The sequence below is a fragment of the Hyalangium ruber genome (genome assembly GCF_034259325.1).
GTDB classification, from domain to species: domain Bacteria; phylum Myxococcota; class Myxococcia; order Myxococcales; family Myxococcaceae; genus Hyalangium_A; species Hyalangium_A rubrum.
Window position 1 is genome coordinate 574,222 of record NZ_JAXIVS010000007.1, and the last position, 12,348, is coordinate 586,569.

Sequence of the window (12,348 nt, forward strand, 5' to 3'; positions counted from 1 at the left end):
GCCCTTGGGACCCAGTTCCTCCTGGTGGTGGCAACTTCCCCCGCTCTGGCGCGACAATGGGGATGCTGCCCTTCGTCCGTGTGAGGGAATCGTATGACCTCCATCCGCCGCCTGCTTTCCGGCATTTCGACCTCGGCGGCGTGGGCCGCCCGGTACGAGGTGAGTGCCCCCATCCGGCAGAAGCAGACCGTGCCCGTGGAGCCGGTGCGCCGGGGATTCTCGGACCAGAGCGACTTCCAGTCGGCCGCCGAGGCGGAGCGCTCGCCCCTGGATGCCTACGCGCCCTCCCTGGCCGGGCGCCCCCGCAAGGCCGTGGAGTCCCTGCGCGCCTACTCCGGCCTGAGCGACTTCCAGGCCGCCCTGCCCCGCTACCAGCACCTGCTGGGCACCCACGTGCCCCCGCCTCCGGCCCGTTACTGGGAGCCCGGGCGCTCGCGCTCCCCGGCGAGCGCCGCCCCCGAGGAGCCTCGCGAGAGCGCCACCCGCCCGGGCCTCACCGCCACGGCCGACCTGGAGAAGGCGTTCGAGAAGGCGGGGGAGGAGGACTCGGTGCTGCTCTACGCGGCCGAGGAGGCCGAGCGTGGGCGCTCCGTCGTCCAACACCCGGATGGCAGCGTCACCGACCCGGCGGCGCCCGAGCGCCACTTCGCGGACGCGAAGGCGTGGGAGGAGGCGAACCCGGGCCTGACTCGCGCCGCGTCCCTGTCGCGCAACGATGTCGAGCTGGTGCTCGCCATGCCCGAGGGCGAGGCGCGCGACGAGGTGCTCGCGGAGCTGGCGAACGCGGACACCTCCAGCGCCTCGGGGGCCTCCGCCACGTCGGCGGATGACTTCATGCCCTCGTTCGACGACCTGCCCGTGAACGCGGAGCCCGAGCTGGAGGCGGCCAGCACCGACGCCTTCCTGCCCTCGCTGGACGACCTGCCCTCGGACACCGAGCCGGTGGAGTCGCTGCTCCAGGCCACCGCCGAGCATGTGCCGCTCTCCTCCGAGGAGGTGGACGCGCTGCTGAACCCCACGGCCGAGGGGGCCGAGGGGCAGGGGCCGCTGAATGTGGCCTTGCAGGTGGCCCGTCGCGGCACGCCGGAGCAGCAGGCGCGCGTCGCCACCACGCTCTACGAGCGGAGCCAGGCCCCTGGCGCCGATGAAGCCCAGCTCTGGCGGAGCGGCGCGACCCTGGCCGCCGCCGCCAGCCCCGAGGCCACCCAGGCCCTGCTCCAACACGTGGGCGAGGCGCAGCTGGCGGACTTCGTTCGGGGCATGATGCAGGCCTGATGTCGCCTCCCTCGGATACGGCCACACTCCTCGGGCCCTCGCTCCTGGGCCACCTGCTGCGCTCGGCGGCGGACCTGCCGCGCCAACCCTCCACGGATGCCCTGCTCCTCCAGGCGGTGCTCCAGGCCGACGCTCGGGCCTTCCAGAGCCCGGAGTTCCGCTCGGGCCTCGCCGCCTGTCTCGCGCGCGCCCGCTACCCGGAGGATGAGGAGACCCGGGCGATGGACGCGGCGCAGTGGGAGGCCCTGTTCTCGGAGCCGCTCGGGGAGCAGCTCCTGAGCGACGCCCAGCTCACACCCGAGCAGCGCCAGGCCCACCTCTCCTTCTTCCTGCTGCGGCCCGAGTTCTCCCTGGAGCTGCTCTCGCTCTACGAGGGCCACCTGACGCGCGTGGCCGCCCACGAGGCGCAGCTCGCGCTCCAGGCGTTTCCCGCCGAGCAGGTGGCGCCCATCGCCCGCTTTCCCCCGGCGCTGGTGGCGCGCTTCCCGGACCTGACCGCGATCGAGCCTCCCGTGACGGCCCAGGCCATCTCCCTGCTCGTCCCGCATGTGCTGAGGCCAGCGCAGGTCTCGCGGATGCTGGGCACGCTCGCCGACGACATCCTCGCCACCGCCCAGGAGGACGCTCCCGAGCAGGCCCACCGGAGCGCGTTCGCGAGCATGGCGGCCGAGGGCCTTCGGGCGCTCGCGGAGGAGCTGCGCACGCAGAGCGACCCTCGGCAGGTGGCGCAAGAGCTGGTGCTCGGAGGCCTCCAGTACCAGGCCTTCTTCCAGCTCCTGGGCCCCTTCACCGAGGACGCGCGGGCGCAGCACGAGCTGCTGTCCACGAGCGTGAGCCACCTCGGCATGGCGCTGGGAGGCCCCGTCGGCGAGGCGGCCGCGAGGGTCGTCTCCCGCCAAGTCTTCCAGGCGGTGGAGGTACACGGCGCGGGCGGACGGCTGCCCCTGGGCGCGCTGGCGGGCGAGGTGCTGGGAGTGCCCGGGCTCGGCCTGGCGCCCGGTGCCCTCAGCGAGGTGACCTCGGCGCTCACCCAGCTCTACGCGGCCCAGCTCACCGCGCTCGAGGATGACGCGGCCGACCTGCTCAGCGACGTCATGCCCCTGCTCTTCCAGGGCGAGGTGGAGGGGCTGGGCAGCGTGTGGGCCTCCCTGCTGGGAGACCCGGAGCGAATGGCCACGCTCCAGGCGCTGGACGCGCAAGCCCGAGCACAGGTGCTGCGGGTGCTGCTGGTCGGCGGCGCGGTGGGCCTCTTTCCCTGGGAGGCGGTGGTGCCAGGACTCCAGGCCAGTAGCCCGGAGCTGTTCGGCGCCAGCCTTGCCCCGAACGTACCGGCGGAGCGCTACGCCGCGAGCGCCGCTCGGGCGGTGGCCGTGCTGGCCAACGAGGAGCTGTGCGAGCAGCTCTCCCAGGGACTGTGCTCGCCCGAGGAGGCGCTGGAGCAGGCGCAAGAGCGCGGGGCGGCGCTCTTCGAGGGAGGACTCCTCCCAGCGGACCCCGCGCTCACCACCGCCCTGCTCGGCGCCGTGGTGCCCCTCCAGCCCACGGAAGAGTGACTCGGACTCAGCGCTCGTGGCGGCGGCGGTAGTCGGCGATCCTTGCGACCAGGGCCTCCTGGATGGCCGCGGGCATGGTGGCCAGCAACACCTCCGCCACCGCGTCATGGACGAACCAGCGCCCCTGGAAGATGTGGGCCTCCTCCAGTTCCTTCCAGGGCGCCAGCAGCTGGTCCACCGGCACCTCCAGCACGTGGGCCGCCAGCTCCGCGCTGAAGTCCGTGCGGGCCACGGCGAACACCCGCGCCAACCTCAGCGCCTCGTCGGAGCGCAGCCGCAGGCGCTGCTCGATGATGGCTCCCACCTTCCCCGGCGGCGGGAGCGAGGAAGGAAACGCCCCGTCGAAGTCGCCGGAGCGCAGCAGGTGACGCGCCGTCTCCACGATGAAGAGCGGATTGCCCCCGGTGTAGTCGGCGATCTTTTCCGCCACCTGCTCCAGCGCGGGCTCCCCCATCCCTCGCAGCATCTGCCGGACCGCCTCGGTGTCCAGCCGCCCCACCGGCACCCGGACCATCAGCCCGGAGTCGATGACGCTGTGGATCAACTGCTTCTCCCACTCGTCCCGGACGTCGCTGGTGCGGTAGGCGTTGATGATGAGGGGGAAGCGTCCGGCCACCATCTCCTCGCGAAACTCGGCATGGACCTGGATGCCCAGCTCGGCGCTGTCGCGGTCCACGTACTGCCCATCATCGAAGACGAGCACGTCCACGTCCCGCAGCGCCTCCCGGATGAACGCGATGATCGCCGAGAAGAGCCGCGCCCGCTCCTCGGGCTGGGAAACCGGAGGCAGCGGCGCGTCCTCCAGCTCCGGGATGATGCGCGACAGCTCCCGGCGCACCCAGCCCTGGGGCCGGACACCCGACTCCCGGACCAGCATGCGCAGGCTGCGCATGTGCGTGGCGAAGGGCAGCCGCCGGTCTCCCGGCCGGGCCTCGATGGTGACGCAGCGCCCTCGGCTGTTGCCGAACTCCTTCACCAGCCGCGACTTGCCGATGCCCGACTCCCCATCGACGAACATGGGCGCGCGGGCAGCCCACGCCTCCTCCATCAGCGCCCACTCGCGCTCTCGGCCCGCGAGCACGGGCGGGTGCAGCACCGACCAACGGATGGCCGGCCGCGCCGGCGGCGAGGGCAGCGCGGGCTCGGCCTCGGAGCGTTCGATGACACGCGCCAGCTCCCGGGTCGCCGTCTCGGGAGAGACGTTGAGCTCGCGCTTGAGCACCTCCTGGCACCGGCGATAGGCCTTCAGCGCCGCGGGGCGATTGCCCAGCACATGGTGCAGGTGCATCACCTGCCGGTACACCGCCTCCGCCGTGGGCTCCAGCTCCAGCAGCCGCAGCGCCCCGTCGAGCGCCTCCGGGTAGCGCCGCTCGCGCTCCAGCCGCTGCACCTGCTGCTCCAGGGCCTCGCGCCCCTGGCGCTTGAGCTTCATGCGCCATCCGTCCAGCCACCCGGCCAATTCCTCACAGTCGTCGTAGAGGAAGCCCTCGAGCAGCTCTCCGTGAAAGGAACCCGCGAGCGTGGGGTTTCCCTGCTGGAGGGCGGCGCGCACCTGGAACACGTCCACCTGGCTCCCCTCTCGCAGCCGCAGCTGGTCTCGCCCCTCGGTACAGTCCTCTCCGAGCTGCTCGCGCAGGCGCTTGAGCAACTGTCTCAGGTTGCCGCGCGCGGTGGCCTCGGGAGACTCCGGCCACAAGAGCCCCGAGAGCTTCCAACGCGCCGTGGGGCCCTCCAGGGCCAGGTACGCCAGGAGCGCCGCGCTCTTGCGCTCCAACTCCACCCGTCCTCCCTGGGCCCCTGCCGCCCAGGCCTCCGCGAGGACCCGGATTTCCATTGCGATTCTCCCAAGAGACTCACTCGCAATGGCAGCTCACACGACGAGTGTCTGGAGAAACGCTATCAGGGCCTCTGGACACCCGCGATGCTGTCGAGCTGCTTCTGGGCCTCGTTCACGTCTTTTGTGAACTCGTCGATGTGGCGGGTGCGCTCCTCGCTCTGCCACTCATTGGAAGAGAATGCAGTGGTGGGGTGCTCGCGCGTGGTGTGGATGTAGCCCCGCAGCGCCGTCAGCAGCTCGCGGTCCGGGTCCCCCGTCTCCTTGAGCAGGAACCCCTCCACGTCGCGCAGCTTCAGCGGGAAGGTGGGCGCCTCGTCCAGCAGCAGCTTGCCGAACAGGGTGAACTTCACCTCCTGGGCGCCCTCGGCCAGCTCCTCGTTGAAGGACACGTAGGCGAAGGGCACCCCCGCCTCGTCATCCACGCGCCCGGCCATCACGTAGCGCCCGGCCTTGCGCACCTGGAGCCCCAGGTAGAGGCTCAACGAGCCCTGCTCCACCGCCTCGCGCACCTTGCCGGTGAAGCGGGCAGGCGGCGCGGGCGTGTAGAGGATGTCGAAGAAGGCATTGCCCTGGGCATTGCCCGAGCTCACCTGGAAGGCGATGCGCAGCGTGCCGGAGAACATCGGGAAGCCCTGCTTGGAGGGCTGGAAGCTCGCGGTGTACGTGCCGTCCCCGGCGAGCGTGTCGCCCTGGGTGCCGTCGTCCACGAAGGCCAGCGGCACTCCGGCCACGGCCGCCTCGCCTCCCAGCATGTGCTCGGCCTCACGGGCCATGGCGCCCGTCACCTGGCACGGCAGCGGCTGCTTCGCGGTGTTCTCGCAGCCCACGGCGAAATGCACCACCTCGTCTCCGGCGACGAAGACCTTGTCCTGCTTGAGCTTCAGCTTCACATCGTCGCGATCCCGGCTCAGCGAGCGCGTCCGCTCCGGGGCGGCGGGCTGGTCCTGGTCTGGGTGCTCGCGCATGGGGCGCGACTGCGGCGGATAGCGCGTGCCCGCCACATAGGTGTCGAGCGTGAAGCGCGCCCGCTGCAGGCGCTTCTCCCACAGCTCGCGCTGGGCCTGACGCTCCGCCTCCTCCGAGGAGAGCGCCGGCGTGGCGGCCACTGCCGGAGTCCGCACCGGCGCGGCGATGGGAGCCCCCGCCACGCCCGAGGCCCGTGAGCCCCGGGCGCTCGCGGAGGACGACCCGGCTTCCGACGCGGACGAGGCATTCAGGTCCTCGTCCGAGCCGGCCTGCCCCGAGCCCCACCACAGCCCCAGTCCCATCAACACCAGGGGTACGGACAACAACAGCCACACCGTGCGGCGTGGCCGAGACGAGGGAGCTGGGACGGGGCTATTGGGGCTCATGGGGGTGAATCAGAGGGCGTAGTTCGCCATGTCCACGCGGACGGGGCCAATGATGCCGCCCCACACGCCGTTGGAGTAGTGGTTGTAGGCCTCGCCGTCATCGCGCAGCTCCACCGTGTGGTAGCTCCACTTGGCGCGGCCGTCGCTGCAGGCGTTGGTGCCAGTGTTCAGCGTGCCGCCGCAGAACCAGTCGCCCGGGTTGCAGTAGGAGCCGCCCGAGCTGCCGGAGACGCCGCCCGTGGAGTGGTAGGACACTGCCTCGTCATCCTGCCCGGGGAGGATGCCCGAGTAGGCAGTGCCCTTGGAGGCGGCGAACATGTAGAACCACTTCGCACCCGTGGTGTTGTGGTTGTACATCGCACGCGCCGTGGTGGTGACCAGGTCGCTCACCAGCGGCTCGCTCATGGCCCAGTCGCCGTGGTCGGCCAGCTCGCTGCCGCCGCCCGCGCCCGAGGCCACGTCCACCCACTTGATGTTCCAGCCCGTCTGGGTGGTGCCATCCGTGTTGCCGCACACGCCGCTGGAGTTGGGGACGGCGTTCTTCTTGTAGCGGGCCGAGGTGCCGTAGAGCGACAGCGCGTAGCCGATCTGCAGGTTACCGGCGCTGTGCGAGGCGATGTAGCACCAGTTGGTGCCCGTGCAGAAACAGTCCAGGGCGTCGCGGACGCGGTAGTTCTGCCCGCCGATCTTCTGGGTGCCGTTCCAGTTGACGGCCTTCTTGTTCACGCCGGCCGCGGTGGACGCGGAGCCCCAGTAGCTGAAGTCTCCATAGTTGCCGGCCTGGGTGTTGCCGCCATTCCGACCGTGAATCCACAGGGAGTAATTGGTCGCGGAAGCCTCGGGGGCGACCAGGACCGTGGCTGCGACGACGACTGCGCTAACGAACGTTTTCATGCGAGAGCCTCCGGCTCAGGCTGCGGGGGAATATGCCCCTGCCTGGCGACTCCCCAGGCAACGGAGCGCGCGCACTCTACGTTCTCAGTCCTTGAAAAAGCGAGAGCCCGGGAGTCCGAGCTTGCCCGGGAAACCGACTCAGCGCGTCAATTCATTGTCAGTGCAACCGGACCCAGAATTCTGGCTCGTTCTGGCGGGTCAGCGATGACCCAAACCCGCTCACCCGGGCAAACAGACGTCTCCAAACCTGTCTGACAACCGTACAGCTTTGGCGGGAGCGCGCTGTCACCGTGTCTTCGAATCGCTTCAGTGCGGATAGCCGTGAGCCCTGAGCGAGCGGGACGGCCGGCGCGGGAGGACCCGTCCGCTGACGGGGGGCCCCGCGCCGAGACGAGGGACCCGCGACCTGTGCTCCCCGAACCGTGTGCCCGTGTCTGATCCAACTCAACGGAACGTGGCCTCGCAGAAGCGCTCCAGCCGTGAGAGGGCTTCCGGGAGATTGGTGCGGCCGAACCCTAGCCGAAAGTGATTGCCGGGGAAATCGTAGACATCTCCCGGCAGCAGCAGCACGCCCTCGCGATCGATGAGCGTCTGGCAGAAGGTGGAGATAGGGGTGTCGCGCAGCAGCTTGGGGAAAGCCACGCTACCAGCGCGTGGTCGCACCCAGCGGAAGGTGTCCGTGTGGCGCGCGAAGAAGGCGTCCAGGAGCTTCAGGTTCGCCTCCAGAATGGCCCGGCTGCGCGCGAGCACCTGCTCCTTCGCGCGCAGGGCAATGAGGGAGAGCACCTCGCTCGGGGCGCTGTTGCAGATGGAGGTGTAGTCCTTGTACGCGGCGCACCGGCGCAACAGCTCCGCGTCCCGGCACGCCAGCCAGCCCACGCGCAGCCCCGCCAGGCCGAACGCCTTGGACATCACTCCCAGGCTCAAGGCCCGCGTCGAGCGCTCCACCGCCGCCGGCAGTGTCCGCGCCGGCGCGTGCTCCAGCAGGCGGTACACCTCGTCGGACAGCAGGTACACCCCGCGCTCCTCCGCCAGCGCGCACAGCGCCTCGAAGGCGGCCGGCTCCGGCAGTGAGCCCGTGGGGTTGTGCGGGAAGTTCACCACCAGCAGCCGGGTGTTCGGCCGCAGCGCGCGGCGCACGGCGTCCACGTCCAGCGCCCAGCCGTCCTCCTCGCGCAGCGGCAGCAGCGTCACCTCCGCCCCCGTCGCCCGCGCCACCTCGTGCAGCGATTGGTAGCCCGGCCACGTCACCACCGCGTGCTCGCTCGGGCCCAGCAGCACGTTCATCAGGATGAAGACCGCCTCCTCCGCCCCCGCGAACGTCAGCACCTGCTCTGGCGAGAGGCCCGGGTAGAGCGTGGCGATGGCCTCGCGCAGCGCGGGCAGCCCCGTGGACTCGGTGTAGCCAAGCGTCAGCGCCTCCCAGCGCGCCCGGCTGTCCGCGTCGGCCAGCGCCAGCAGCTCCGACATCCTCCAGCCCTCGATGTCCGAGCTGCACAACAAGTAAGGCGCGGAGAACTCCCACCGCGCGAAGTACCGCTCCAGCGTGAAGTCAGGAATGCGCATGCCCTGCTCCTCTCCTCCCAGGCAGGCAAGCTCCGCATGGGGCCGATGTGGGGGACTCCGGCCGCCGATGCATAGCTTGAGTCGCGTCCAGTCCGACGTCTTTTCCTGGAGCGCCCGATGGCTTCTGATGAGCACTACGTCCCCTTGACGCTGCTCGACCCGGATGGGGGCTGGATCAACGCTCCCGTCCATGTCTCGCAGCTGCGTGGTCGTCCGGTCTTGTTGCACTTTTGGGCCATGGACTGTCGCAGTTGCATCGACCAGATGGCCGAGGTCCAGGAGTGGATCCGCGCCTATGGCCCCCGAGGGCTGGTGGTCATCGGCGTGGACGTGACCCACTCCGAATCCGAGCTGCGCGACACCAACCGCGTGGAGAGCTTCGCGCGCGAGCATGGGCTGCGCTACCCCATCGCGGTGGATGACGGCTCCATGGCGCAGGCCTATGGCGTGGAGCAGCACCCCGCCTACCTCATCTTCGACACGCAGGGCATCCTCCGGCTGCACGCGGCCACGCCCGAGCAGCGTGGAGACATGCGGATGTTGCTCGAGCGCCTCACCGGTCCGGACGCGAGCTCCGGCGCCTTCGCGCCCTGAGCCGGGCCACTGCCTCTCTCGGGGAGAGCGCCGCGGGGCGTGAGTGGACGCCCCGGGCTGTCCCTTGTGTCCCCCCACCCACGGAGCACCGCACATGGCTGAGCGCCACACGAAGCAGTCCACCGGCATCTCTCTGGGCAAGCTGGCGGCGGCCGGCATCGGCACGGTGCTGGGCCTGCGGGCCCTGCTGCGCCAGCGCATCAGCTTCCGGGACAAGACGGTGCTCATCACCGGTGGCTCCCGGGGGCTGGGGCTCATCCTCGCGCGCCAGTTCCTGGAGGAGGGAGCGCGCGTGGCCATCTGCGGCCGGGAAGAGGAGACGCTCGCCCGGGCGCGGGAGGAGCTGGAGAAGCTGGGCGGCGAGGTACTCGCGGTGCCGTGCGATGTGACGGACCCGGTGCAGGTGGAGGCACTGGTGGCGCAGGTCCACGAGACGTTCGGCGCGGTGGATGTGCTGGTGAACAACGCGGGCGTCATCCAGACCGGGCCGCTGGAGGCGATGACGCTGGAGGACTTCGAGGAGGCGGTGGACACGCACCTGTGGGGGCCGCTCTACACGACGCTGTCGGTGCTGCCGGAGATGAAGCAGCGGGGCGAGGGGCGCATCGTCAACATCTCCTCGATTGGCGGGCGGGTGAGCGTGCCGCACATGGTGCCGTACAGCGCCAGCAAGTTCGCGCTGGTGGGGCTGTCGGATGGCCTGCGGGCGGAGCTGGCGCAGGATGGAATCCTGGTGACGACGGTGTGCCCGAGCCTGATGCGCACGGGCAGCCCTCCCAACGCCACGTTCAAGGGAGACCACGAGAAGGAGTATGCGTGGTTCTTCTTGAGCGACTCGCTGCCCGGCTTCTCGATGAACGCGGAGCGGGCGGCGCGGCGAATCCTCGAGGGGTGCCGGCGCGGGGACGCGGAGGTGCTGGTGGGGCTGCCGGCGAAGCTGGGGGCAGTGGCGCGCACGCTGGCGCCGAACCTGACGGCGGCGCTGATGGCGCGCATCAACCGATGGCTGCCGCAGGACAGCACGCAGGATCGGTACACGGGCAGTCAGAGCGAGACGCCGCTGACGCGCTCGTGGCTCACGGAGCTGTCGCGCAAAGCCGCCTCGCGCAACAACGAGAACGAGGTGCCGATTCACTGAGTCGCGAGGACCTCGGGAAGGGCTCGACCCGGCGGATCCTCCTCTTGTGTACGGCGGCCCTCTAACCTGCTCACCTTTCGCAAGAAGGGTGAGACATGTGGCTGCGGCGAACGGCTGCGCTGTGGATGGCGTTGATGCTCGGATGCACCGGCTCTCCGCACGTGGTCCGGGCAGATCGCGGCGCAGCGGGTGAAACCCTCCTCCACATTCCCCGTGCCGTCACGGTGCAACCCCCACCGGTGACGCGGGAGGAGGCCATTGCCGCCCTCCGGAGACTGGCTCACGAGGTGCGCCTCACCGCCTCTCCCCGGGAGACGGTGGAGCGGATGTTTCAACTCGACGCGCTCTCCGGCGACTATCTGTACCTCCAACGAGAGCGGAAGCTCGTTCCACTGGAGTCGGGCACCGCACTGCAAGGAGCGCTGACGGAGGCGGAGCAGGCGCTGGCCACCCGGTACCGGACCTGGTGTCGCGGCGCCTACGGCCTCGAGGGCGACTGCCTGGGAGGCGCGCTCGTGGCCGGCAAGTACCTGGACCTGCAAGGCCGTTACATGTGGGCGCTGGCGCTGAGTAAGAGTCCCGTGCTGGACGAATTCCAGAAGGCCTTGGGCGAGATGGTGAGCCTGGAGGCCGTCATGCAGGCAGCGATGTGGACTGTCGGCACACTGCTGTTCCTGCTCGCGCTCCCCGAGCCGGTGACAAAGCTCCTGGCCGCGGCAGTCACCGCCACGCTCGTTCTTTGGATTGGTGCCGCGACGCTCTACACCCTGGTGACGGGCTGGTTCCAGTTGATGGAGGAGGTGAAGTCCGCCACCACCTTCGAGGAGCTCCGCGAGGCGGGCGAGAAGTACGGCAAGGTCTTCTCGCGAGAAGCCGCCCGGGCATTCGCCATGATTGCGATGGCGGCCCTCAACCAAACGGCACAGGGGTTCGCGTCGAAGGTGGCCACCCTTCCCGGCTCGGCTCAGGTGTCGACGCGGGCCGCAGCCCAGGAGGGACTCCTGCTGTCAGAAGTGGGGGCGGTGGAGGAGGCTGCGGTCACGGCAGAGGGCTTCCGCCTGGCGCTGCCCCCTGGAGCCGTCGCGATGGCGGCTCGCGGAGGGCGGGGCGATCGCACCGAGAAGCACCACATCGGAACGGTCGCCAACGAGAAGTCCGCGTTGCGCGGGGGGCCATGGACTCCCAGGTTCCAGGAGATCTTCGCCAAGGCGGGGATGCGGTTGAAGGATCCGGAGAACGTCGTGCCCATCCAGGGGCACAAGGGGCCTCATCCCGAGCTGTACCATCGAATCGTCTATAGGAGGCTGGACGATGCAACGAGAGGCTGCCGCAGTATCTCGGAGTGCCGCGCAACGCTGATTCGTGAACTCGATGACCTCGCCAAGGAGATCTCCACCCCGGGCTCAGAGCTGAACCAACTCGTCACCCAAGGCAAAGCTCGATAGAGGGTCTCTGTGACGATGCGCTTCTTTGAACTGTATGACGATCTCTATGTCAGGGACCGATGGCACCTGAAGAACCCTCTTGCCTCCGATGGCCACAAGGTAGACGACTGGGACTTCAGACTCGGAGCCCCCGTCCACATCGAGGGGCGCTTGAAGATCTTCATCGAGCGCGCGGGCAAACCCCTGGACTTCTCAGAGACGAACTCCAGGATTCCTGTTGTTCACACCAAGATTGCATCCCTCTTCGCGGAGCTATCTCCCGGAGATGTGCAGCTCATCCCCGTCGATATTGAAGGCCAGCCGGATCAGTACCTCATCCTGGTGGCCACGCACCTGCTCCGCTGCATCGATGAGACCGCTTCCAGGATCCGACTCTGGACTCACGAGGATGGCGTGCCCCACAAGGTCGGCCAGTACAGAGACGTTCGTGATCTGCGCATCGACAAAGCCAAGGTCGGGGAGGCCAAGGTGTTCCGCCCCAAGGGGTGGCCTGGAACGCTTATCGTCTCCGAAGAGATCAAGGACGCCCTGGAACACATGGGCGCCACGGGGACGAAGTTCCAGGAGGTTTATAGCGTCTCAGGAAAGTAATGTCCGAGCGGAAGAGCCAGGGTAGCTTGGCAGGATGCGCAGTCGAGGCTCGCCCGAAGAGTTGGAGCATCGGCGCTGGCTGGCCATCCAGCGCTTGGTGGAG

The 12,348-nt window shown here is 69.4% G+C and carries 10 protein-coding genes; 6 read left to right on the forward strand and 4 right to left on the reverse strand.

Annotation, left to right across the window (positions count from 1 at the left end):
- Positions 1 to 93: 93 nt before the first annotated feature.
- Both SYV04_RS23055 and SYV04_RS23060 read left to right on the forward strand, forming a co-directional pair.
- The gene (locus SYV04_RS23055) at positions 94 to 1,275 is read left to right on the forward strand and encodes a hypothetical protein (RefSeq protein ID WP_321548009.1); all 1,182 of its coding nucleotides are present in this window, start codon (positions 94 to 96) and stop codon (positions 1,273 to 1,275) included.
- Positions 1,275 to 2,828 carry a hypothetical protein gene (locus tag SYV04_RS23060; protein WP_321548010.1) on the forward strand — a complete coding sequence of 518 codons (1,554 nt, stop codon included), beginning with the start codon at positions 1,275 to 1,277 and terminating at the stop codon, positions 2,826 to 2,828. Before SYV04_RS23055 ends, SYV04_RS23060 begins: the two co-directional genes overlap by 1 nt.
- Before the next feature lie 7 nt (positions 2,829 to 2,835).
- On the opposite strand, the gene SYV04_RS23065 is transcribed toward SYV04_RS23060, so the two are convergent.
- The 4 genes from SYV04_RS23065 to SYV04_RS23080 form a co-directional block, all read right to left on the reverse strand.
- Positions 2,836 to 4,662 carry an ATP-binding protein gene (locus SYV04_RS23065; RefSeq protein WP_321548011.1) on the reverse strand — a complete coding sequence of 609 codons (1,827 nt, stop codon included), beginning with the start codon at positions 4,660 to 4,662 and terminating at the stop codon, positions 2,836 to 2,838.
- Positions 4,663 to 4,727: 65 nt separating this feature from the next.
- Positions 4,728 to 6,017: a choice-of-anchor X domain-containing protein gene (locus SYV04_RS23070; protein ID WP_422723964.1), complete on the reverse strand. Its 1,290-nt coding sequence runs from the start codon at positions 6,015 to 6,017 to the stop codon at positions 4,728 to 4,730.
- 9 nt (positions 6,018 to 6,026) lie between these two features.
- The gene (locus SYV04_RS23075) at positions 6,027 to 6,911 is read right to left on the reverse strand and encodes a hypothetical protein (RefSeq protein WP_321548013.1); all 885 of its coding nucleotides are present in this window, start codon (positions 6,909 to 6,911) and stop codon (positions 6,027 to 6,029) included.
- 444 nt (positions 6,912 to 7,355) lie between these two features.
- The gene (locus tag SYV04_RS23080; RefSeq protein WP_321548014.1) at positions 7,356 to 8,477 is read right to left on the reverse strand and encodes an aminotransferase class I/II-fold pyridoxal phosphate-dependent enzyme; all 1,122 of its coding nucleotides are present in this window, start codon (positions 8,475 to 8,477) and stop codon (positions 7,356 to 7,358) included.
- A gap of 117 nt (positions 8,478 to 8,594) precedes the next feature.
- Here SYV04_RS23080 and SYV04_RS23085 point away from each other — a divergent pair, with 117 nt between their 5' ends.
- From SYV04_RS23085 to SYV04_RS23100, 4 genes are all read left to right on the forward strand, one after another.
- Positions 8,595 to 9,071: a peroxiredoxin family protein gene (locus SYV04_RS23085; protein WP_321548015.1), complete on the forward strand. Its 477-nt coding sequence runs from the start codon at positions 8,595 to 8,597 to the stop codon at positions 9,069 to 9,071.
- Positions 9,072 to 9,165: 94 nt separating this feature from the next.
- Complete coding sequence (locus tag SYV04_RS23090; RefSeq protein WP_321548016.1) at positions 9,166 to 10,209, forward strand: SDR family NAD(P)-dependent oxidoreductase; 1,044 nt, start codon at positions 9,166 to 9,168, stop codon at positions 10,207 to 10,209.
- Between the two features lie 125 nt (positions 10,210 to 10,334).
- Positions 10,335 to 11,654 carry an AHH domain-containing protein gene (locus SYV04_RS23095; RefSeq protein WP_479691447.1) on the forward strand — a complete coding sequence of 440 codons (1,320 nt, stop codon included), beginning with the start codon at positions 10,335 to 10,337 and terminating at the stop codon, positions 11,652 to 11,654.
- Positions 11,655 to 11,663: 9 nt separating this feature from the next.
- Positions 11,664 to 12,245 (forward strand): imm11 family protein, encoded by a 582-nt coding sequence (locus SYV04_RS23100; RefSeq protein ID WP_321548018.1) that lies wholly within the window; start codon positions 11,664 to 11,666, stop codon positions 12,243 to 12,245.
- The last annotated feature ends 103 nt before the right edge of the window (positions 12,246 to 12,348 follow it).

Bases quoted from the DNA above. Each gene is read 5' to 3' on its own strand.
- SYV04_RS23055 (WP_321548009.1), top strand. From the start codon at position 94: ATGACCTCCATCCGCCGCCTGCTTTCCGGCATTTCGACCTCGGCGGCG.
- SYV04_RS23060 (WP_321548010.1), top strand. From the start codon at position 1,275: ATGTCGCCTCCCTCGGATACGGCCACACTCCTCGGGCCCTCGCTCCTG.
- SYV04_RS23065 (WP_321548011.1), bottom strand. From the start codon at position 4,662: ATGGAAATCCGGGTCCTCGCGGAGGCCTGGGCGGCAGGGGCCCAGGGA.
- SYV04_RS23070 (WP_422723964.1), bottom strand. From the start codon at position 6,017: ATGAGCCCCAATAGCCCCGTCCCAGCTCCCTCGTCTCGGCCACGCCGC.
- SYV04_RS23075 (WP_321548013.1), bottom strand. From the start codon at position 6,911: ATGAAAACGTTCGTTAGCGCAGTCGTCGTCGCAGCCACGGTCCTGGTC.
- SYV04_RS23080 (WP_321548014.1), bottom strand. From the start codon at position 8,477: ATGCGCATTCCTGACTTCACGCTGGAGCGGTACTTCGCGCGGTGGGAG.
- SYV04_RS23085 (WP_321548015.1), top strand. From the start codon at position 8,595: ATGGCTTCTGATGAGCACTACGTCCCCTTGACGCTGCTCGACCCGGAT.
- SYV04_RS23090 (WP_321548016.1), top strand. From the start codon at position 9,166: ATGGCTGAGCGCCACACGAAGCAGTCCACCGGCATCTCTCTGGGCAAG.
- SYV04_RS23095 (WP_479691447.1), top strand. From the start codon at position 10,335: ATGGCGTTGATGCTCGGATGCACCGGCTCTCCGCACGTGGTCCGGGCA.